Origin of the sequence: Kitasatospora sp. NPDC058162, assembly GCF_042884005.1 — a bacterium.
Classification (GTDB): domain Bacteria; phylum Actinomycetota; class Actinomycetes; order Streptomycetales; family Streptomycetaceae; genus Kitasatospora.
Window position 1 is genome coordinate 78,150 of record NZ_JBHVUS010000024.1, and the last position, 16,454, is coordinate 94,603.

Genomic DNA, 16,454 nt, shown 5'->3' on the forward strand with positions numbered 1-16,454 from the left:
CGACCATGCCTACGGAATCCACCCCCGGCAACATCCACGTCGGAGACGTCTCCGGCACCTTCATCGTGGGCGACGACAACCACGTGACGAACACGACCACGCCTCACCCCGAGCAGCCACAGCCCCAACCGCGCCAGCAGAACTCGGCCGAGGACCGGGCCGCCGTCTTCGCTGTGGAGCAGGGCACCATGCACGTCACCTACTACAACGCCGAATCCGCCCCCGCCCCCGAGCCCGAGGACGGAGAAAGGCCTCAGCTTTGATCGGCCAGCAACTCCAAGTCCTGGGCGTTCAGCGTCGCCGTCCGCAGCAGCTCCCGGATCAGGTTGACGCTGAGCATCGAGCCGACCGGCTCGCCCACCTCGTCGCGCGTCAGTCCGCGCACGCCCCGCCGGCGCAGCCGCTCGCGCACGTCCTCGACCGTGTTGGCGGCCGACTTGTGGGTCCAGTACTTGGTCGTGTGGGGCGAGGCGTTGGCCAGCCTGGCGGTGTCCTCCCAGGCCAGCGGGAGCGGGAAGGCGTCCAGGCCCTCCAGGTAGCGCCGGGCGAGCGCGGTGAGCACCAGCCGCTCCTGCGGGGAGAGCACGTAGACCGTCTCGGGAGCCGCGGTCTCGGCCCTGCTCGTGGAACGGGGGTTCCGGTCGTCCCCGTCCACGACGCGGACCTCCACCAGGTGGGACCGCCGCTTGGACGAGTTGATCACCAGCGGGGTGTACCCGGGCCCGATGATCCGCTTGTGGCCGGTGAGCATCAGCACGCCGTCGGGCAACTCGATCGGCAGATTGCCGGTGTTGATCAGCCACCAGTCGCCCTCCGTGCCGGCGCAGGTGAAGACGCCGTGTCGACGGCTGACGGTCGGGTCGTCGACACCGACCGGTACGTGCACGTCCTCACGGTCGCGCCCGAAGAGCAGGGTGTACCGGCGCGGCGGCACGGCGTACCCACCCTCCGGGCCGAGTACGAAGATCGTCCCGGGTGGTGCCGGGGGCACCCGGTCGGACGGACTGCCCGGCGGCAGCATCCGGGGTGGGAAGTTTCCGTACGCCATCTCACATACCTCCGCCTCGGCTCGCGCCAGTGTATGAGCGCACCGGGAGGACCAGTCCTCCTGCCGGCATGCGCGGTGCCGAGCTTGCGGAACCGCCAACTCTGTTTGTCCTGCGTGGATTTGATCGATAGCCTGCCCGCCGTGAGCACGATCAGCCGGCGAGCTGCTGCGATCGACAGCACGGTCGCCGAACCACTCGGTCCGGGCGATCCGCAGGAGATCGGCAGCTTCAGCATCGTCGGCGTGCTCGGCACCGGCGGCATGGGAGAGGTCTACCTCGGGGTCTCGGACCGGGGCTACGCCGCCGTCAAGCTCGTCCGGCCGCGGCTGGTCTCCAGCGAGCGCTTCGAACGGGAGGTCGGCATCCTCTACCGGGTGCCGTTCGGAGTCGGACCGCGGATGCTGGCGAGCGACGCCACTCCGGAACGCCCGTGGTTCGCCACCGAGTACGTCCCCGGGCTCACGCTGGACGAGGCGGTCCGGCTGCACGGCCCGCTGCCCGCCGAGGCGCTGTGGCTGCTGCTGGCCGAGACAGCCGCGCAACTGCGGGCCGTCCACGCCTCCGGGATCGCGCACCGCGACATCAACCCCGCCAACGTCATGCTGGTGCGCGACGGCGTGAAGCTGATCGACTTCGGCATCGCCCGGGCCGCGGACCAGGCGAGGCTCACCAGAAGCGGTGGCGGCTACGGAACACAGGGCTTCTCGGCACCGGAACAGCGGGCCGGGGACGGGGACGTGGCAGCGCCAGCGGACGTCTACTCGCTCGCGGCGCTCCTCATCCACGCCGCCTCGGGCCGCACCCCCGGCGCCGTCCCCGACGTGGAGCCGCTGCGCGCTGTGGACGCCGACCTCGCCGCCCTCCTCGAGCCCTGTCTCGCCACCGCCCCCGGGGCGCGCCCCACCGCCGACGAGGTCGCCCTGGCGGCCCGGACGCACCGGCTCGTCCCTCCCCCGTCCTGGCCGCCCGAGGTCATGTCGCGCATCGACTCGCGACGTGCCTTCGCCGAGACGCCGGTCGGCAAGCTGGAGACCGTCCCGCCACCGGACGCGAGCACGGACCCGGGGCCCGGCACCGGAAACCCGCCCCTCGCACCACCCCGCCGCCCGCGCAAGCGCCTGTTCCTGTTACCGATCGCCTTACCGATCGCCGCGGTGACCGCCCTCGGCGCGGTCGCGGTGTTCGTCCTCAGCCCGTCCGTCTCCCCGCAGAACCCCCACGCGCAAGAGTCCGGCGGCGCGCTGGTCACCGTGGGACCCCTGGCCGGGACAACGCACGAGCCCTCCACGAGCCCGAGCGCCTCGACCCCCGCCACCGCCGAACCCACTCCCCCGCCGCCACCGTCGACCGCTCCGGCCGGCACCACGCGGACAGCCTCCCCGAGCCTGCGGCCCTCGACCTCCTCCACTGCCGATACCGCTGCTGCCCCGCCTCCGACCGCCCCACCGAGCACGGCCACCACCACACCCTCGGCGGCCGTCCCCAACCCTTCCTCGTCATCGATCAGCGGCATCAACGGCAGCGACGACCCGGCACAGGTCAGGGGCTCCGAGGCGGACACCAGTTGGTTCGGCAACGACGCCGCCTGCTCCGCCTGGCTGGACGACAACGGCTCCGGCTCACTCGCGGGCGTGCTCAACACCTCCCTGAGACAGAGCTGCGTCGCCGAGATCGCCCGCAGCGACGGCTTCACCTACACCTTCCGCGCCTCCTGGGGCGCCACGAAGACGAGCTTCGTCCCGGACATCGGCTACACGATGTGGATCTGCGTCCGGAACGCGAACAGCTCATCCGGCGAGCAGTGCTCCGCCCGCTTCGGCATGAACGGCACCACCCCGGTCCGCCGGTGAGACGGGGCTGCCGCACGGCGCAGAGCGGGGCACTGCGACCGACGGGCAGCCGTGGACGGAAGCCGCCTGACCCGAACGCCCCGGTCGGCGGGCGGGTCGGCGGGGCGGGGCCTAGGTTGCGGTGCCAGGGGGCCATCGAGCGAGAGGCTGTTGAGGGCATGGCTGGGAAGTTCGAGCTGTACAGGGACGAGAGCGGGATGCACCGGTTCCGGCTCAAGGCGAGCAACGGGTCCGTCGTGGTGACCGGCGACCCGCACGAGAGCAAGGACGACTGCCTGAGGAGCATCGAGTCGATCCGCAAGCTCGCGCCGTACGCGGAGCTCAAGGAGGCGGCCGGCTCGGCCTGAGGCGGGTAGCTGGGACGACACGCGGGTCGGCGGTGCAAATCGCCGACCCGCGTTCGCTTGTACGACAGATCCCTTTGGCCGGGTGCACGCCGTGTGCGGAGACAACACAGGCATGCGCGTCGCCATCGTCACCGAATCCTTTCCTCCCGAGGTCAACGGAGTCGCCCACAGCGTGCTGCGGACGGCCGAGCACCTGCTCCGCCGGGGCCACCAGCCCCTCGTCGTCACCCCCGCACCGGCGCGGGGCTCCCAGTGCCCGCCGCAGACCTTCGGCTCCGGCGCCGACGCGGAGCGGATCCCCGTCGTGCGGATCCCGTCGGTGCCGCTGCCCGGGTACCCGCAGGTGCGGATCGCCCTGCCGAGCCGGCAGTTGGCGGCCGCGCTCGCCGGGCACCGGCCGGACATCGTCCACCTGGCCAGCCCCTTCGTGCTGGGCGCGCGCGGCATGCAGGTCGCGGCGCGGCTCGGCGTACCGGCCGTCGCGGTCTACCAGACCGACCTCGCCGGGTACGCCCACGCCTACCGGGCCGGACGGGGGCTCGGCGAGGCCGCCGCCTGGCGGCGCATCCGGGCCGTGCACCGGGCCGCCGCCCGCACGCTGGCGCCGTCCACCCCCGCCGCCCAGGACCTCACCGCGCACGGGGTGCCCCGGGTCCAGCTGTGGCCGCGCGGGGTGGACTCGGTGCGCTTCCACCCCCGGCACCGGGACGAGGCGCTGCACCGGGCCCTCGCCCCCGGCGGGGAGGTGCTGGTCGGCTACGTCGGGCGGCTCGCGCCGGAGAAGCGGGTCGACCTGCTGGCCGCCGCGTCCGTCCTGCCCGGGGTGCGGGTGGTGGTGGTCGGGGACGGCCCCTCGGCGCCCGGCCTCAAGGCCTCGATGCCCGGCGCGGTCTTCCTCGGCCGCCGCACCGGCGCGGAACTCGCGCGATGTTTCGCCACCCTCGACGTGTTCGTGCACACCGGCCCGCTGGAGACCTTCTGCCAGACCATCCAGGAGGCGATGGCCAGCGGCGTCCCCGTGATCGGCCCGGCCGCCGGCGGCCCGCTCGACCTGGTCGCCCACCACCGCACCGGACTGCTGGTGCCGCCCCGGGACGGCGCGGCGGTCGCCCGGGCGGTCGCCGAACTGGCCGCCGACCCGGCCCGGCGGGCCGCGTACGGGCAGGCCGGGCGGGCCGAGGTGACGGCCCGGACCTGGGAGGCGGTCGGGGACCTGCTGCTGCGGCACTACGCCGAGGTGCTGGCGGAGCACCGGGGGGTGGGGGTCGCGGTGGATGTAGTCTCAGCTTCCGTCGAGCCGGTGGTGCCGGTGTCGGCGCCGGTGTCGGCGCCGGTGTCGGCGCCGGTGTCGCCGGTGGTGCCCGTCCTGCCGGAGGAGCTGTCGGCATGACGCCCCTGCCCCGCGGCGGGCCGCTGACCATCGTGCGGCTCGCCAACTTCGTCACCCCGGTCTCCGGCGGCCTGCGCACCGCGCTGCGCCACCTGGGCGCCGGGTACCGGGCGGCCGGGCACCGGCCGGTGCTGATCGTGCCCGGCGAGCGGCGCTCCGAGGAGGAGACCGAGCAGGGCCTGGTGGTCACCCTGCCCGGCCCGGTACTGCCGGCCAGCGGCGGCTACCGGCTGCTCGCCGACCGGCGCGCCGTCGCCGCCGAACTGACCCGCCTCAGCCCCGACCGGCTGGAGGTCTCCGACCGTACGACCCTGCGCTGGACCGGCGGTTGGGCCCGGCGGCACGGCGTCCGCTCGGTGATGGTCTCGCACGAGAGCGCCACCGGGCTGCTGCGCACCTGGGGAGTGCCCGGCCCGCTGGCCGCCGCGGCCGCCGACCGGCTCAACACCGCGACGGCCCGCGCCTACGACTCGGTGCTCTGCACCACCGACTGGGCGGCGGCGGAGTTCCGCCGGATCGGCGTGCCCAACCTGGTCCGGGCGCCGCTCGGGGTCGACCTGGCCGCGATGCGCCCGCTGCCCGCGGCCGTCCGGGCGGCGGAACGGGCCCGGTACGCGGCGCCCGAGGACGTGCTGCTGGTCCTCTGCTCCCGGCTCTCCGCCGAGAAGCGGCCCGAGCGCGCCGTCGAGGCGCTGGCCCGGCTGCGGGCGCGCGGACTGCCCGCCGTCCTGGTGGTGGCCGGGACCGGACCGCTGCGGCAACGGCTGGCCGCCCGGGCCGCGCGACTGCGGCTGCCCGTACGCTTCCTCGGCCACCTGAACGGGCGCGCGGAACTGGCCGCGCTGCTGGGCAGTGCGGACGTGGTGCTGGCCCCCGGCCCGGTCGAGACCTTCGGGCTGGCCGCGCTGGAGGCCCTGGCCTGCAGCACCCCGGTCGCGGTCAGCCGCTCCTCCGCGCTGCCCGGGCTGATCGGGCTCGCCGGGGTGGCCGCCGCCGACACCGGGGACGGATTCGCCGTCGCGGTAAGGGAGTTGCTGCGACGGCCGGAGGCGGTCCGGCGGGCCTCGGCCCGGGCGCAGGCCGAACGGTACGACTGGCCCGCGGCGGTGGCGGCCTTCCTGGCCGCACACGGAGTGCGGAGCACGGGCCCGACCGAAGAAGTACGGAACGCACGGAACGTAAGGAACTCCGATGCCCTGGAGGGTGGTTGGGATGAGCATGCTGGACGCCGAGCCTGACCGGACGGCGCCGGACCGACCCCCGGCGGGCGAACTGCTGCGCTTCGTCGCCCTCGGCGACTCGCTGACGGAAGGCGTCGGGGACCAGGTCGGCGAGCAGTGGCGCGGCTGGGCCGCCGTCCTCGCCCGGTCACTGGCACCCGAGGGGCAGGGCGTCGAATTCACCAACCTGGCGTACAGCGGCGCCCTGACAGCTGACTTGACGATACGTCAGCTACCGGCGGCACTGGCTCGCCGGCCCCAGCTCGCGGCAGTCCTGGTCGGCGGCAACGACACCCTGCGGGCCGGCTTCGACATCCGCCGCACCACCCTGGAACTCGACGCCACCCTCGGCGAACTGTCCGGCCACGGCGCCGTACTGCTGACCGCCTGCCTACCCGACCCCGGCACCCTCCTCCGCCTCCCCGCCCCGCTCGCCCGGCCGCTGGCCCGACGGATGCGCGCCGTCAACACCGTGGTGCACGCCCTCACCTCCCGGCACCGGGCAGTACACCTACACATCGCCGAACTCCCCTGGTACGAACGGCGACAACTGCTCAGCGTGGACCGCCTCCACCCCAGCGCCGAGGGGCACCACCTGATCGCCCGCCGGTTCCACGAACTGCTCACCACCCGGGGACACCCCCTCGGCCCACCGCCCACCGCCGAACCCGCCGAACCCCCACCCGGCCTCGCCGCCGACCTCTGGTGGATGGCCACCCGCGGCACCCGCTGGGTCGCCGCCCGCAGCACCGACCTCCTGCCGGGCCTGCTCGCCCTCGCCGCCATGGAGGGCGCCGCCCGCCTGCGCGGATCGAGCGCCCGCCACGACGAACAGATGGCCCGCGCGGCCGCCCAGGCCCTGGCCTCCCTGGGGTGACGGCCCGGTGGGCGGGGAGGTGGGGAGACGGGGAGGCGGGAAGGCGACGGCCCGGGTGCGGGAGCGACCGCGACGCTTCGGCCTCGCCACCGCGGGTGTCCGTCTCGCTCGGCCTCCTGCGCGTCAGTCCGGCAGCCAGTTCCGTTCGTGTGCCAGGGTTTTGGCGACGGCACGGATGCGGCGGTGCAGCGGCGACTGCTCGCGTGGGAGGACCAGGTGGATCGTCAGGCCGGGCGCGCCCCGCAGCGGTCGCCAGGTGAGACCGGCCGGCTGTACCGTGGCCGCGGCTTCTCCGGCCGGGGCGAGGGTGACCCCGTCGCGCAGGTCGCGCTGGGACATGTCGAAGGAGACCGCGGGCGTGTGGAACCGGGGGTGTGGTCGGGCGTCCCGGAACAGTGCGGACAGCTGATCGTGGATCACGGCGTTGGCCGCGCGGTCCGGGAGTCGCAGCGGATACGCGGCCGCGTCGGCGATCTCGATCTCCGGCTGTTCGGCCAGCGGATGGTGCTGCGCCAGCTGGACCCCGATGCGCGCACGCCGCAGCAGGAACCGGCGTACGCCACGGCCCGGTTGTTCACCGCGGGTGATCCCGGCATCGATGCGGCCGTCGGCGACCGCGGGGGAGATCTCCGGCGTCGCCATCGGGACCGCGCGGACCTCGAGTCCGCTGTTGCCGTCAATCAGCCTGTCCACCAGGGCCGGTACCGTCTCGGCCCCGGTGCTGAGGCTGTATCCGATGCGCAGCGTGCCCAGTTCACCGGCCGCCGCGCTCCGGGCGGTGTCCCAGGCCCGGTCCAGCGCCGCCAGCGCGGCCGGCGCGGACTCCGCCAAGGCCGCACCGGCCGTGGTCAGTTCGACACTGCGCGTGTTGCGGACCAGCAGGGCCGTACCGAGTTCCGCCTCCAATCGGCGCATCCGGGCGCTGAGCGCGGGCTGTGCGATACCGATCCGTGCGGCCGCCCGGGTGAAGTTCAACTCCTGCGCCAGCACCAGGAAGTACCGCAGGCTCACCGTATCCGGCGCCATGCGCCCTCCCCGCCGATTGATAACGATCCGTTCTGAACCTATCCCGTACCGGTCTTTCCCCCGGCGGCACATCGCGCCCTAGCCTGCGCATGCCGGGATCGATCGATCCGGGTGTCGATTCGACGTCGGACGTGTCCGGCCGAACACAGGAGGCTGCCATGGCCAAGGGCTACTGGGTCAGTGTCTACCCCGCCGATACCGACCTCGAGAGGCTGACTGCCTACGAGAAGCTGGCCGGTCCGGCTGTCCGGGCCGGGGGCGGGCGCGTCCTGTCCCGCGGCGGTCGGGTCGTCGCCCACGAGGCCGGAATCACGCAACGCGTCGTTCTGATCGAGTTCGACGGCTTCGAACAGGCCGTCGCGGCGTACGAGAGCGAGGCGTACCGGAAGGCGCTGGTGGCCCTCCCCGAGGGCTTCGAGCGCGACTTCCGCATCATCGAAGGCGTCGACTGACCCGGCGGGGCCGAGCCGTCGCTGAGCATCCGTCACCTGAAGCACGCGCGGTGCTGAACGGCGACCCACGAGACAGCTGCCGGGTGGTGGCCGGGGCGGGTGGGAACCATCGGGCGCGTGGGAACCATCGGGTCTGCGGGGATGTCGTCCCCGGGAGACGAGTCGGTGGAAGGAGCCGGGGTGCAGGCGTCGGGTGCGACGGGGCGGGAGATGATGGCGGCGGCCGGGGTGTTGTTCCCGGACGGGGACGGGCGGGTGCTGGTGGTGCGGCTGCCGTACGACCGGAAGCATCCGGTGGCGGTGCCGGGTGGTGGGTGGGAGCCCGCCGACCGGTCGCCGCGGGAGACGGCGCTGCGGGAGATCGCCGAGGAGTTGGGGTTCACGCCCCGGCTGGGGCCGCTGGCGTGCGTCGACTGGGCGATGTCCCCGACCCGGCCGCCGATCGTGGCGTACCTGTACTGGGGTGAGCCGCTGACGGCGGAGCAGGTGGCCGCGATCCGGCCGGACGCGGCGGAGGTCGGCGGGTGGGTGTGGCTGACGGCGGAGGAGGCCGGGCACGCCCTGCCGCCCCGGCTGTCCCGGCGGGTCACGGCCTGTCTGCGGGCGCCGCGGGCGGACGGGCCGCTGGAGCTGGAGGACAGCCGGCCGGTGGGGCACACCCTGCGGGTGCTGCCCGCGGAGGGGCCCGTCCCCGAGTACACGGGGCTGGCCGCCGTGCCCGGGTCGGCATTGGGGGTGCCGGCGGTGCGGCCGCCGGAGCCCCCGATGGACCGGGACACCTACTACGCCACCCGGCCGCGGATCCGGGCGAAGGCGCGGGCGCTGTTCACGGACGGGGACGGGCGGGTGCTGCTGGTACGGCTGCGGCCGTGGGACGGGCCGCGCGGGCTGGTGCCGTACTGGACGCTGCCGGGCGGCGGAGTGGAGGCGGACCGGGAGACGCCCCGCACGGCGGCGCGCCGGGAGATCCGCGAGGAGCTGGGCTGGGAGGTCGAGCCCGGGCGCTTGCTGGCACTGGACTGGCAGCCGGGGGCGGCGGCCGACCCCGGGGCCGATCCGGCGACCGGCCGGGACACCGCCGTGCTGGTGTACGTGTACGACGGCGGCGCGGTGACCGAGGAACTGCTCGGCACGATCGCGCTGCAGGAGCAGGAGCTGGTGGAGTGGCGGCTGTGCGACCCGGCCGAGGCGCGGGCGCTGCTGTCCGGGCCGTCCTGGGACCGGGTGGCCGCCGCACTGGCGGCCCGGGAGCGGGCGGGCGGGCCGGTCGAGCTGGTGCGTGGGCGGCCGGTCGGTCCCGTGGTTGGGAACCGGCCGGTGGGTGAAGACTGGGAGCATGCAGAACGCGATCACTGAGGTGCTGGCCGGTCGGCGGGTCGAGGCGGTCAGCGGTGGGGTCCGGCTCGACCTGCGGCTCGACGGGCCGGTGACCGTACGGGTGGCGCACGAGTTCCGCTTCGCGGCGCCGTCCTTCACCGCGCCGGAGGAGGTCGAGCACTTCTTCCCCGCGCTGACCTTCCGGCCGACGCCCACCCTGCTGTCCCTGGTCGGCCGGACCGTCGGCGCCGCCCGGATCACCCAGGCCGGCGGCCTGGAGCTTGGCTTCGCGGAGGGCGGTGCGCTGTCCGTGCCGCCGCACGCGGTGCTCGCGCCGTGGAGCGTGCTGACCGCCGAGGGGGCGGTGTGCGCGGGGCTGGCCGGCGGGGAGGTCCGGTGGACGGAGCCGGGTGCGGCGGAGCATGGCGGGGCGGAGCTGGGCGCGACGGAGCCCGGCGGGGCGTGAGCCGCCGCCGGGGCTTCGTCCGTGGCGCGGGACCGGGCCCGGGTCCGGTCAGACCTCCAGGTCGGCCTCGATCTTGATGAGCTGGTGGCGGGCCATCGCCAGGTTGGCGCGTCCCTTGTCCAGCGCCAGGTAGAGGAACAGGCCCTTGCCGGTGCGACCGGTGAGCGGGCGGATCAGGTGGTACTGGCTGCTCAGCGTGATGAGGATGTCCTCGATGCCGTCCTGCAGGCCGAGCATGTCCATGGTGCGCATCTTGGCGCGCACCACGTCGGTGTTCCCGGCCGCGGCGACGTTGAGGTCCAGGCCGCCGGGGCCGTCGAGGGTGGCGAGTGCCATGCCGCTGTTGTAGTCCACCAGGGCCGCGCCGATGGCGCCCTCGATGACGGTCATGGCCTGCTTGAGCGCGCCGGCTGCGTCGGTCATTCTGATCAACTCCTGTTTTTTGGTTGGCTGTTCGGTCGGTGATTGGTGGTTGGTGGGTGGGTCGGTGGGGTGGCAGGGGCGGGGCGGGTCAGAGCGCGTCGCGCGGGTCCTTGGGCACCAGGGCGTCGTTGAGCAGCTCGGCGATGTGCCGGGCGCAGCGGCGGGCCTCCAGGTGGAGCCGGCCGACGTTGACCTCCGGGAGCGCCAGCAGGGTCAGCACGCAGCTGCCGCCGGCCGCGTAGGTGGCGACGTAGCCGTGCTCACCGCGCACCACCGACTCGCGGAACTCCCCCTGCCCGGTGGTGTCGGCGAGCCGCTGGGCGAGTGAGAGCGAGGCCGCAGTCATCGCGGCCAGGCCCGAGGGTTCGGTCCCGTGGGTGTCGTGCGCGACCAGCAGGCCGTCCACGCTGGCCACCAGGCCGCCCGCGAGGTGCGGGACGCGACGTTTGACGGCGCGGAGTTCGGCGAGCAGCTCGGTCTCCAAGGCGATCAGTTGTCTCCTTCCGACACGCTGCTTGAGCGCCCGCCTCATGGCCGGGGCGACGGGGTCGCGGGCGGGGAGTGGCTCAAAGTCGGGCCTCCAGAAGGTCTCGGACCCGGGTCAGCAGCGCGATGTCCGGGTCGGGGACGGTCAGCGGGTGGGCCGCTGCCGTGGTGGGCGGTCGGTCGGAGCGCGTGGGGGCGGGGACTGCGGGGTGGCCGGCAGGTGCGGGGGCTACCGGGCCGGTGGTGACGACGGCGCCGGTGGGTGCGGGGCCGGCAGGTGCGGTGCCCGCGCCCGGGAGCTTGCGGAGGGTGGCGCCGGGGACCCTGCGGTGCAGGCCGCCACCGGGCCGGGCGGGTACGGCGGCCGCCTGGACGGGTACGGCATCCAGTCGGGCGGGCGCAGCGGTCGTGGGCGCGGCGGTCGGGAATACGGCGGTCGGGGGTGTGGCGGTCGTGGGTGTGGCGGGCGGCGCGGCGTGCCGGGGGGCGTCGAGCAGTCCGGCGGCGGCCAGGCGGCGGACGTCCGCCGTCACGCCGAAGCCGGAGCGGCCGAGCAGCCGGGCCAGGTCCGCCGGGGTTCTTCGGCCGTCGGCGTGGTCGAGCAGTTCGCGCCGACGGCGGCCGGGCGGGCGGTGCGAGGGGCGCCGGGTGTGCTCGACCGGGCGCACCGGCGCGGTGTCGAGCTGCGGCCAGGGCCAGATCCGGTCGAGGAGTTGGCGTCGGCGCTCGACCTCGCGGCCGAGCCGTGCCGGGTCGACCGGCGCCACCGGGCCGAGCCAGTGCCGGGCCTCGGACTCGAACCGCCAGGTGCCGCCGGCCCGGTCGGCGAGGACGAAGTAGGCGGCGTCGAACAGCGTGCCCAGGTGGCCGAGTTCGAGTTCGCCGCGGGTGAGCAGCCGCCGTTCGACCAGCACCTCGCCGACCCGCCCCTGCGGGCCGTGGCGGAGCAGGAGGTCGGCCCACTCCTCGGGGGTGATCCGGCCGCAGCCGGTGAGCAGGTCGGCCAGGCCGGGTGCGCGCGGGGACTCGGCGGCGGCCACCTGGCCGTCGACCAGGTGGAGGATGCCGAGCGGGCCGCGCAGGGCGCCGGTGGCGCGGCGGGCGGCGAGCAGGGCGACGGCCTCGGCCGGGGTCCTCGGAGCGGTCGGCTCGACCTGGTCGGTCGGTTCCGCCAGGGGCGGCGCGGCGGTCATGCGGGCCTCCGCCGGAGGGTGTCCCGGCCGGCCGGGTTCGGGGCGGGTGCGCGGTCGGCTGGCCGGATCGCGACGGTCGGTGCGGGCCTCGTGTTCACCCCAGCACCAGTTCCTCGGCGAGGGCCTGGAGGCGGAAGCGGGCGACGGCGAGGTTGCCCGACTCGCGGTCGAGCCAGAGGTGCAGGACGAGGCGGCTGTCGAAGACGGTGTCGATGAAGCGGATCAGGTGGTAACTCCGGCCCGCGGTGACGATGATGTCCTCCAGCGGGGAGCGCCGGTCCTCCGCCACGGTGAAGGTCTGGCTCTCAACGGCCGCTCGTACCAAGTCGGTTGCCTCGGCGGCGGCGGTCTCGTGGTCGCCGACGGGGCTGTCGCCCAGGCTGCCGAGGGCCAGTCCGCTGCTCCAGTCGACCAGGCTCGCCGAGCGGGCTCCGGCGATCGCCATCGCTCCGGAGAGACATTCGTCGATACCCGGCACACCGGCTCCTTCGAGGGGGGTCTGGGTGGCCGGGCGCAGCGCGACTCCGGCCGGATCGCCACCAGCAGTGGCAGGTTCGACACGGAAGGCTACTGCCGGATTCCGTATGACGAACATTCCAATGGCATATTCACACCAGGCACGGCGAGTTCCGGCCAAGGTGTGATGCTGCGTCAGACATGCCTACACGGCAAAGCCGCTGGCCGGTCGTCCGCTACGGACCGTCACTCATCGGTCACCTGGCACGGGACCTTGGCCGATACCGGACCGCTGCCCAGGGTTTCGTGAGCGAAAGTGCGATAAGAGGACTCGCCCGCTGGCGGGCCGATCAGTCGGCCGAACGTAAGGAGCCGGACGTAAGGAGCCAGGCATGACGAGCCGGGCGCGACGAGACGGACATGGCGAGCCGGACATGACGAAGGGGCCCGTTCCGCTGGACGGAACGAGCCCCTTCGGGTGGAGCGCCAGGCCCGGATCGCACGGACTCTTCCTACTGAAAGTAGGACGTGCTCTGGTAGCACCGCTGACGCATGTTCGAGGAATCTTCGTTTCGGAAGATCATTTCCCCTCGACGAGAAGAACAGTAGCAGGTCATCAGGCCTGGTCAGAAATCCGCCCGGACGACCGCGGCACGGTGGGGCGGGCGCGAACCGCAGCGGGTCGGAACTGCCCGACGGCCTCGGCCAGCAGCCGGTAGGAGTCGTACAGCGCGATGCGGTCGTAGGTGCTGGTGGCGACCAGGACCTCGTCCGCGCCGGTGCGGGCCACCAGGGCGGACAGTTCGGCGGCGGCCTGCTCCGGGGTGCCCGCGATGTGGCCCTTGAGCGACTGCTCGAAGGCGGCCCGCTCGCGCCCGCTCATCGTCCGCGCCCGGATCTCGGCGGCCGGGGCCAGTGGCGGGAACTCCCCGTGGGTGCGGGAGTAGGCGCCGGCCCAGGCTTCCGGGAGGAGCAGTTCGCGGGCCTGCTCCTCGGTCTCCGCCACCGCGACCGTGCCCGAGACCACCACGTACGGTTCGGCGCCCTGCGCGGAGGGGCGGAAGCGGCTGCGGTAGCCGTCGATCGCGGCGAGCATCCGCTCCTCCCCGCGCGCGACGGCGATGACCAGTGGCAGGCCGGCCTCGGCGGCCAGGTCGGCGCCCGCGCCGGTGGCCAGGACGAAGGCCGGCACGTGCAGGCCCTCGGCCGGGCGGGCGTGGACGTCGCGGTGCACCTGCTGCGAGCCGTCGAAGTAGCCGAGCAGCTCGGTCAGCTGGCCGCCGAAGTCGTCGGCCGCGTCCTTCTCCCGGCCGAGCGCCCGCCGGACGCCGTCGGTGAAGCCCACCGAGCGGCCGAGCCCCATGTCGATCCGCCCCGGGAACAGCGCCGCCAGCACCCCGAACTGCTCGGCCACCACCATCGGCTGGTGGTTGGGCAGCATCACCCCGCCGGTGCCGACCCGGATCCGGCTGGTGGCCGCCGCGACCGCCGCGGCGAGGACCGTCGGTGCCGACCCGGCCACCCCGGGCACGCCGTGGTGCTCGGAGACCCAGAAGCGGTGGTAGCCCAGCCGCTCGACCTCACGCGCGAAGGCCACGGTGTCGCGCAGCGCCTGCGCCGGCTCCTCGCCCTGTCTGGTCCGGGAGCGGTCGAGCACGGAGAGCCTGGTCGCGGGCGGCGTAGCGCTGGTCACGTGGGGGGACAACGCCCGCCCGCCGCGTGGGCATTCCCCCGGCGGCGGGCCGCCTGGGCTCGCCGTCACCGACCCTCGGGCCCCCGCCCGGCCTCGGCGGGGCCGCCCGCCCCGGGTATCCGGCCCGGGAGCGTACCGGCCGCCTTGCGGCGGCCCCAGGGCTTGTACACCGAGAGGATCACGGTGAACAGGTAGAGCGCGAGGGCGACCGCCGGGACGATCACCGTGTTGTAGCGGACGAAGCCGAGGTCCGCCACCGGGATGGGGCCGGTCGGGTGGGCGTCCGCCACCCGGACCGCGTCGTGCAGCCGGGCGGTGAGGGCGAAGACCGAGGCGGCCATCGCGCCGAGCGTCAGCCAGAACTTGGTGCTCACCCAGTAGTACCGGAACAGGCCCCAGGAGGTGCCGAGCCCCAGCGCCACCCCGCTCAGGAAGGTGAGCAGGCTCAGCGGCAGGACGAGCGCGTCGCCGAGCAGCCCCATCGCCCGGTAGGCCGTTCTCAGCCGGTCGGCGTCATCGGTGGTCAGGGCCATCACCGCCAGGGTGAGCAAGCAGAGCATCAGCGCCAGCCAGCTCACCGAGACGACGACGTGCAGCACCACCAGGCGCTTGCGCGCCCCCGGCGACAGGCGGCGGCCGGCGGACCGCCGCCCCGCGCCGGGGGCCGCGACGGCCGCGGTGGACGGGCTGGACGGGCTGGACGGGCTGGACGGGCGCACGGATACCTCCTTCGAGTCGGGTCACGACGACGCGCCCAGACTCCCCCGCCCGCCCCTCATCGGGCATCTGACGGTGGAAGTAACTCCGGCTACTCCCGGGCGAGTACGTCCCCGCGCCTCGCCCCGGCCGACGGACTCCCCCGGGAGTAGCTCACCCCTCAGTCCGCTCCCCCTCAGTCCGCTCCCCCCTCAAACCGCCCCCCCTCAGTCCGTCACCGCGAACCCCCGCGCCGCGCCCAGCCGGTGCAGCGAGTCCCGCCCGGGGATCCCGTCCGCGGCCCCCGCCGAGTACCCGCAGCGCCGCTGCCACCCCGCGTACGCCGTCACGGTGAGGCTCCCGTAGGACCCGTCCACCCAGCGCTGCTCGAGCAACCCCTCGTCCGCCAGCGCCTGTTCGACGATCGCCACCTCGGCCCCGTACGTCCGGTGCCCCTGCTCCGCCCCCGGGTCGGTGCGCGCCGCCGCGGCGACGTGGGCGAGCGAGACGGTGCGCGGCCCGGGCAGGTAGCCGAGCAGTCGGCGCAGCGAGCCCTCGCCCGGGACGCCGTCCGCCGCCGACCCGGAGTAGCCCAGGCTCGCCTGGTAGTCCGCGTAGTTCTCGGTGTCCGCGTCCGTCCAGGTCGGTCCGGGCCCGGAGTGGTAGTGGCCGCCGAAGCCGGCCGTGACCAGCGCCCGCCCGACGGTGGTGACCTGGTAGCCCTGGGCGCCGTAGCCGTACGCCAGGCCGTTGACGGTGGCCTGGTAGCGGGCCGGGGTCGGGTCGGCGGGCGGCACCGGGTGCTGCTGGGAGGGCGGGCCGGAGGGTGAGCCGGAGCCGCCGGTGAAGGCGGGCCAGGAGCCGGGGTCGACGTGGTCGTTGAACGGCACGTGGGCGTGCGCGTACCAGCCTCCGGCGGTCTCCCAGACCCGCTCGTCGCGGTGCTCGGAGAAGTCGGTCGGCCGTCCCATCGGCCACCGGTCGGGCACGCCCCAGGAGGTGATCCAGGCGTGGATCCGGTCCCAGCCCGCACAGGGGGTGTCGACCAGCCGCGGGTAGACGGTGCCCTGGTGGCGGCAGTAGGGGAAGAAGACCGCCTCGATCTGGATCACCACCCGCCCGGCCCGGTTGGTGCGGGTCGGGCTCTGGGCGGGGCTGAGGAGGCTCTTGGAGCGGGAGTCGGCGGGGAAGAGCTGTGCGGTGCGCCCGCTGAACGGGTCCCAGACCAGGTGCGGGGCGTCGCCGGCTCCGGGGCCGGTGAAGTACCGGACGAGGTCCTCGTAGGAGAGCCAGTCCTGCGGTGCGGCGGCGGTGGCGTTGCGGTCCCAGGTGATGTGGGCGATGGCCTTCGGCGGGTACTGGTGATCGGTCGGCGCGTGGTCGCCGAGGTCGTGGATCTCGGCACCGGGCAGCCACGGTTCGGGCATGCTGGCTCCTCCGAACGGCGTCATGACGTCATTGCCGGTATCGGCAGGTACGCGTCGGGAATTGACCCCGGCGGCGGGATCGGCGG

General features: G+C 74.4%; 18 protein-coding genes. 9 read left to right on the plus strand and 9 right to left on the minus strand.

Annotated elements, in window-relative coordinates; genetic code table 11:
* Positions 1-5 precede the first annotated feature (5 nt).
* The gene (locus ACFVXG_RS31980) at positions 6-263 is read left to right on the plus strand and encodes a hypothetical protein (RefSeq protein ID WP_387932476.1); all 258 of its coding nucleotides are present in this window, start codon (positions 6-8) and stop codon (positions 261-263) included.
* Here ACFVXG_RS31980 and ACFVXG_RS31985 read toward each other — a convergent pair.
* A complete protein-coding gene (locus tag ACFVXG_RS31985; RefSeq protein ID WP_387932478.1) occupies positions 254-1,048 on the minus strand; it encodes an FHA domain-containing protein in 795 nt (264 codons plus the stop codon). The genes ACFVXG_RS31980 and ACFVXG_RS31985 overlap by 10 nt on opposite strands.
* A 141-nt stretch (positions 1,049-1,189) precedes the next feature.
* On the opposite strand from ACFVXG_RS31985, the gene ACFVXG_RS31990 reads away from it, so the two are divergent.
* The 5 genes from ACFVXG_RS31990 to ACFVXG_RS32010 all read left to right on the plus strand — a co-directional run bounded on the left by ACFVXG_RS31990 (position 1,190) and on the right by ACFVXG_RS32010 (position 6,733).
* A complete protein-coding gene (locus tag ACFVXG_RS31990) occupies positions 1,190-2,899 on the plus strand; it encodes a protein kinase (protein ID WP_387932480.1) in 1,710 nt (569 codons plus the stop codon).
* Positions 2,900-3,057: 158 nt separating this feature from the next.
* Positions 3,058-3,246 carry a YegP family protein gene (locus tag ACFVXG_RS31995; RefSeq protein ID WP_387932482.1) on the plus strand — a complete coding sequence of 63 codons (189 nt, stop codon included), beginning with the start codon at positions 3,058-3,060 and terminating at the stop codon, positions 3,244-3,246.
* 112 nt (positions 3,247-3,358) lie between these two features.
* Positions 3,359-4,636 (plus strand): glycosyltransferase family 4 protein, encoded by a 1,278-nt coding sequence (locus ACFVXG_RS32000; protein WP_387932484.1) that lies wholly within the window; start codon positions 3,359-3,361, stop codon positions 4,634-4,636.
* Positions 4,633-5,874, plus strand: a complete 1,242-nt coding sequence (locus ACFVXG_RS32005; RefSeq protein ID WP_387932486.1) for a glycosyltransferase — start codon at positions 4,633-4,635, stop codon at positions 5,872-5,874. Before ACFVXG_RS32000 ends, ACFVXG_RS32005 begins: the two co-directional genes overlap by 4 nt.
* Positions 5,849-6,733, plus strand: coding sequence for an SGNH/GDSL hydrolase family protein (locus tag ACFVXG_RS32010; RefSeq protein ID WP_387932488.1), 885 nt, complete (start codon positions 5,849-5,851; stop codon positions 6,731-6,733). The genes ACFVXG_RS32005 and ACFVXG_RS32010 overlap by 26 nt, the downstream gene beginning before the upstream one ends.
* A 123-nt stretch (positions 6,734-6,856) precedes the next feature.
* Here ACFVXG_RS32010 and ACFVXG_RS32015 read toward each other — a convergent pair whose 3' ends face one another.
* Positions 6,857-7,759 carry a LysR substrate-binding domain-containing protein gene (locus tag ACFVXG_RS32015; protein WP_387932489.1) on the minus strand — a complete coding sequence of 301 codons (903 nt, stop codon included), beginning with the start codon at positions 7,757-7,759 and terminating at the stop codon, positions 6,857-6,859.
* Positions 7,760-7,917: 158 nt separating this feature from the next.
* On the opposite strand from ACFVXG_RS32015, the gene ACFVXG_RS32020 reads away from it, so the two are divergent.
* The 3 genes from ACFVXG_RS32020 to ACFVXG_RS32030 all read left to right on the plus strand — a co-directional run bounded on the left by ACFVXG_RS32020 (position 7,918) and on the right by ACFVXG_RS32030 (position 9,994).
* The gene (locus tag ACFVXG_RS32020; RefSeq protein WP_387932491.1) at positions 7,918-8,211 is read left to right on the plus strand and encodes a DUF1330 domain-containing protein; all 294 of its coding nucleotides are present in this window, start codon (positions 7,918-7,920) and stop codon (positions 8,209-8,211) included.
* A 180-nt stretch (positions 8,212-8,391) separates the two neighbouring features.
* The gene (locus ACFVXG_RS32025; RefSeq protein WP_387932494.1) at positions 8,392-9,567 is read left to right on the plus strand and encodes an NUDIX domain-containing protein; all 1,176 of its coding nucleotides are present in this window, start codon (positions 8,392-8,394) and stop codon (positions 9,565-9,567) included.
* The gene (locus tag ACFVXG_RS32030; protein WP_387932496.1) at positions 9,548-9,994 is read left to right on the plus strand and encodes a DUF6188 family protein; all 447 of its coding nucleotides are present in this window, start codon (positions 9,548-9,550) and stop codon (positions 9,992-9,994) included. Before ACFVXG_RS32025 ends, ACFVXG_RS32030 begins: the two co-directional genes overlap by 20 nt.
* A 48-nt stretch (positions 9,995-10,042) precedes the next feature.
* Here the strand turns inward: ACFVXG_RS32030 and ACFVXG_RS32035 are convergent, their stop codons facing one another.
* The 7 genes from ACFVXG_RS32035 to ACFVXG_RS32065 form a co-directional block, all read right to left on the minus strand.
* Entirely contained in the window at positions 10,043-10,417 is a 375-nt protein-coding gene (locus ACFVXG_RS32035) for a hypothetical protein (protein ID WP_350505656.1), read from the minus strand.
* Positions 10,418-10,505: 88 nt separating this feature from the next.
* Positions 10,506-10,901, minus strand: a complete 396-nt coding sequence (locus ACFVXG_RS32040) for a roadblock/LC7 domain-containing protein (RefSeq protein WP_350505657.1) — start codon at positions 10,899-10,901, stop codon at positions 10,506-10,508.
* 82 nt (positions 10,902-10,983) lie between these two features.
* Positions 10,984-12,096 carry a hypothetical protein gene (locus tag ACFVXG_RS32045; RefSeq protein ID WP_387932499.1) on the minus strand — a complete coding sequence of 371 codons (1,113 nt, stop codon included), beginning with the start codon at positions 12,094-12,096 and terminating at the stop codon, positions 10,984-10,986.
* Positions 12,097-12,190: 94 nt separating this feature from the next.
* On the minus strand, positions 12,191-12,574 hold the full coding sequence (locus ACFVXG_RS32050; protein ID WP_387932500.1) for a hypothetical protein: 384 nt from the start codon (positions 12,572-12,574) through the stop codon (positions 12,191-12,193).
* Positions 12,575-13,168: 594 nt separating this feature from the next.
* Positions 13,169-14,245: an LLM class flavin-dependent oxidoreductase gene (locus ACFVXG_RS32055; protein WP_387932502.1), complete on the minus strand. Its 1,077-nt coding sequence runs from the start codon at positions 14,243-14,245 to the stop codon at positions 13,169-13,171.
* Positions 14,246-14,310: 65 nt separating this feature from the next.
* Positions 14,311-14,964 (minus strand): DUF2269 domain-containing protein, encoded by a 654-nt coding sequence (locus ACFVXG_RS32060; protein ID WP_387932504.1) that lies wholly within the window; start codon positions 14,962-14,964, stop codon positions 14,311-14,313.
* Between the two features lie 204 nt (positions 14,965-15,168).
* Complete coding sequence (locus ACFVXG_RS32065) at positions 15,169-16,368, minus strand: peptidoglycan-binding protein (RefSeq protein ID WP_387932506.1); 1,200 nt, start codon at positions 16,366-16,368, stop codon at positions 15,169-15,171.
* Between the last annotated feature and the right edge of the window lie 86 nt (positions 16,369-16,454).

Excerpts from the sequence above, each read along its gene's own strand:
- ACFVXG_RS31980 (WP_387932476.1), top strand. The coding sequence starts at position 6 with ATGCCTACGGAATCCACCCCCGGCAACATCCACGTCGGAGACGTCTCC.
- ACFVXG_RS31985 (WP_387932478.1), bottom strand. The coding sequence starts at position 1,048 with ATGGCGTACGGAAACTTCCCACCCCGGATGCTGCCGCCGGGCAGTCCG.
- ACFVXG_RS31995 (WP_387932482.1), top strand. The coding sequence starts at position 3,058 with ATGGCTGGGAAGTTCGAGCTGTACAGGGACGAGAGCGGGATGCACCGG.
- ACFVXG_RS32000 (WP_387932484.1), top strand. The coding sequence starts at position 3,359 with ATGCGCGTCGCCATCGTCACCGAATCCTTTCCTCCCGAGGTCAACGGA.
- ACFVXG_RS32005 (WP_387932486.1), top strand. The coding sequence starts at position 4,633 with ATGACGCCCCTGCCCCGCGGCGGGCCGCTGACCATCGTGCGGCTCGCC.
- ACFVXG_RS32010 (WP_387932488.1), top strand. The coding sequence starts at position 5,849 with ATGAGCATGCTGGACGCCGAGCCTGACCGGACGGCGCCGGACCGACCC.
- ACFVXG_RS32015 (WP_387932489.1), bottom strand. The coding sequence starts at position 7,759 with ATGGCGCCGGATACGGTGAGCCTGCGGTACTTCCTGGTGCTGGCGCAG.
- ACFVXG_RS32020 (WP_387932491.1), top strand. The coding sequence starts at position 7,918 with ATGGCCAAGGGCTACTGGGTCAGTGTCTACCCCGCCGATACCGACCTC.
- ACFVXG_RS32030 (WP_387932496.1), top strand. The coding sequence starts at position 9,548 with ATGCAGAACGCGATCACTGAGGTGCTGGCCGGTCGGCGGGTCGAGGCG.
- ACFVXG_RS32035 (WP_350505656.1), bottom strand. The coding sequence starts at position 10,417 with ATGACCGACGCAGCCGGCGCGCTCAAGCAGGCCATGACCGTCATCGAG.
- ACFVXG_RS32045 (WP_387932499.1), bottom strand. The coding sequence starts at position 12,096 with ATGACCGCCGCGCCGCCCCTGGCGGAACCGACCGACCAGGTCGAGCCG.
- ACFVXG_RS32065 (WP_387932506.1), bottom strand. The coding sequence starts at position 16,368 with ATGCCCGAACCGTGGCTGCCCGGTGCCGAGATCCACGACCTCGGCGAC.